Consider the following 2604-nt stretch of genomic DNA (forward strand, 5'->3'; position numbering starts at 1 on the left):
CCCGGTCTCCGGTGAGCATGACCACCCGCTCGATGCCCGCGGCGCGCAGCCGCCGCAGCGTCCGCGCGGCGTCGGCCCGGATGGCATCGCGGAGCGAAGGACCTGGCCAGGTCGTTGTGGGCGAACCGGCCTCCAGGCAACCTGTTGAGCGAGGCGTCGGCGGCCCAGACGTACTCGGACGCGGCGTCGACCACCGTGCCGTTCGGGCAGAGCACCGCCTCCCGGGCCGGTGGCCTGATCACCGAGCAGTCGGCGAACGTCATCGTGCGCGCCCACAGCGCCACACCGTCGGAGCCGCTGAGCGCGAACCGCCCGTGATGCTGCTGGTACCAGCCCGCGTAGGCGGCGAGCGGCAGCGTCCCGGCGACGACCAGCGCGACCACCCGCTTCCAGCCGGCCCGCCGCAGGAGCAGGTGGAGCAGGACCAGGCCGAGCAGCGGCACCGCGACCGTGCGGGTGAGCCCGGCCAGCGCCAGCAGCAGGCCCGTGGCCGCGGCCGCCCGCGCCGAAGGGCGCTCCCGCCACATGAGCACCGTCAGGGCGGCCGTGACGAGGAAGATGACCTGGGTGTCGGAGAGCACTGCGTGTTCGAGCCGCAGGAACGCGGGGTTGAACAGGATCGGCAGGGTGGCCAGGGCCGCACCCCAGCCGGGGAGTGCGTGGCGGCGCAGCACCAGATAGATCATCAGGGCCGTGCCCAGGCCCATCAGGTGCTGGAGGCCCGCGATGAGCTGGACGCTGTGGAAGGGCAGCAGCAGCCGGAGCAGGAAGGGGTACCCGGCCGGATGGAACGCGCCGGAGGGCTCCAGATGGACCGCGGTGTTGAGGTAGGTGAAGGAGTCGTACCAGTAGAGCTGGGCGGTGTCGTAGCCGAGCATGACGAGGACGCGGAGCCCCGCCGCCAGCGCGATCGCGACGGCGAACGGCAGGTGACCGCCGAGGAGCCGGTCGCGCGGCCCGTTCCGGCCGGGCGCGGTGGGCATGGTCGTGACGCCGCCGGGTGAGGCGAGCATGGATGGTTCCCCCGTTCCGGGGCCGGGGGAGTCCCGGCGCGGTGGGAGCAGTCCAGCGAGTGATCGATAACCTTGACGTCACCGAATCCGGTTATGCCCGCGTTATGCGGCCTGTGGCAGGCTGGCGCGACTCGGAGCCAGGGGAGGCACGTTTTGCGGGTGTTGGTGGTCGAGGACGAGAGAATGCTCGCCGACTCGATCGCGGAGGGGCTGCGCGGGGAGGCGCTCGCCGTCGACGTCGCCTACGACGGGGAGGCGGCGCTGGAACGGCTGCGGATCCACGACTACGACGTGCTCGTCCTGGACCGGGACCTGCCGGGCCTGCACGGCGACGACGTGTGCAGGGCCGTGGTCGCCGAGGGCGGCCTGGTGCGGATCATCATGCTCACCGCGGCGGGTGACGTGCGCTGCCGGGTGGCGGGACTGTCCCTGGGGGCCGACGACTACCTGCCCAAGCCGTTCGCCTTCGAGGAGCTGACGGCCCGCGTCCACGCGCTGGGCCGCCGGGTGCGCCCCGCCGACCCGCCGATGCTGGTGCGGGCCGGCATCAGCCTGGACCGGGCGCACCGGCAGGTGTTCCGCGACGGCCGCTACGTGCCGCTCGCCCGAAAGGAGTTCGGGGTGCTGGCCGAGTTGCTCCGCGCCGACGGGGCGGTGGTCTCCAGTGAGACGCTCCTGGAGAAGGTGTGGGACGAGCACACCGACCCGTTCACCAACACCGTGCGGACCACGATGATGAAGCTGCGCCGCAAGATCGGTGATCCACCGGTCATCGAGACCGTCACGGGCGTCGGGTACCGCATCCCGTGACCTTCTCCCCATGGCCGGAGCCAGGGGGCCCCACGCTGAAGGAGATTCGATGAGGACGAGCGTCCGCCTCAGATTCGCGCTGGCCTGCGGCGCGGTCTTCCTCCTGGCCGGAGCCCTCCTGCTCGTCGGGGTCACCCTGGTCGTACGGCAGAGCCTGGAGCCCCGCGACGGGCTGCGGCATCCCGCCTACATCCGGGTATCGAACTTCGTCCTCATGCCCGAACATCCCTCGTACGGGGCGGCGGAGCAGCGGGTCGCGCAGGTCAGGCGCATCTACCAGGCCGACACGATCAAGAACGTGCTCACCGTGGGCGGCCTCGCCCTCATCGCGACGGCCGGGGTCGCGGCGGCGGCCGGCTGGCGGGCCGCCGGCTGGGCGCTCCGCCCCATCAGGTCGGTGACCACGAGCGCGCGGCGCGTCGCCCAGAGCCACGACCTCACCGGGCGGATAGCCCACGACGGGCCGGATGACGAGGTCAAGGAGCTCGCCGACATCGTCGACGTCATCCTGGCCCGCCTGGCCCGCTCCTTCGACGGCCAGCGGCGGTTCGTCGCCAACGCCTCCCACGAGCTGCGCACCCCGCTCACCATCAACCGCACCCTGGTGGACGTGGCGGTCAGGCGACCCGACGCGACAGAGGACGTCAAGCGGCTCGGCGAGTCCCTGCTGCTGGTCAACACCCGCCACGAACGGCTGATCGACGGCCCCCCCGAGCTCCTCCCCGGCCGAGACGCTCCAGCAACGTGTAAGGACCGACCCGCCCGAGACGACCCATGTGAC

3 protein-coding genes are annotated in these 2604 nt (G+C 72.1%); 2 read left to right on the forward strand and 1 reads right to left on the reverse strand.

The window, feature by feature from the left end; all coding sequences use genetic code 11:
* Positions 1-1013: phospholipid carrier-dependent glycosyltransferase (locus ABZ260_RS49805; RefSeq protein WP_355632638.1), on the reverse strand; the 1013-nt coding region annotated here is incomplete at its 3' end.
* Positions 1014-1166: 153 nt separating this feature from the next.
* Between ABZ260_RS49805 and ABZ260_RS49810 the strand changes: the two genes are divergently transcribed.
* Both ABZ260_RS49810 and ABZ260_RS49815 read left to right on the forward strand, forming a co-directional pair.
* On the forward strand, positions 1167-1823 hold the full coding sequence (locus ABZ260_RS49810) for a response regulator transcription factor (protein WP_350914853.1): 657 nt from the start codon (positions 1167-1169) through the stop codon (positions 1821-1823).
* Between the two features lie 49 nt (positions 1824-1872).
* Positions 1873-2604: histidine kinase dimerization/phospho-acceptor domain-containing protein (locus tag ABZ260_RS49815; RefSeq protein WP_355632641.1), on the forward strand; the 732-nt coding region annotated here is incomplete at its 3' end.

This window comes from Streptosporangium sp. NPDC006013, assembly GCF_040614275.1.
GTDB lineage: Bacteria > Actinomycetota > Actinomycetes > Streptosporangiales > Streptosporangiaceae > Streptosporangium.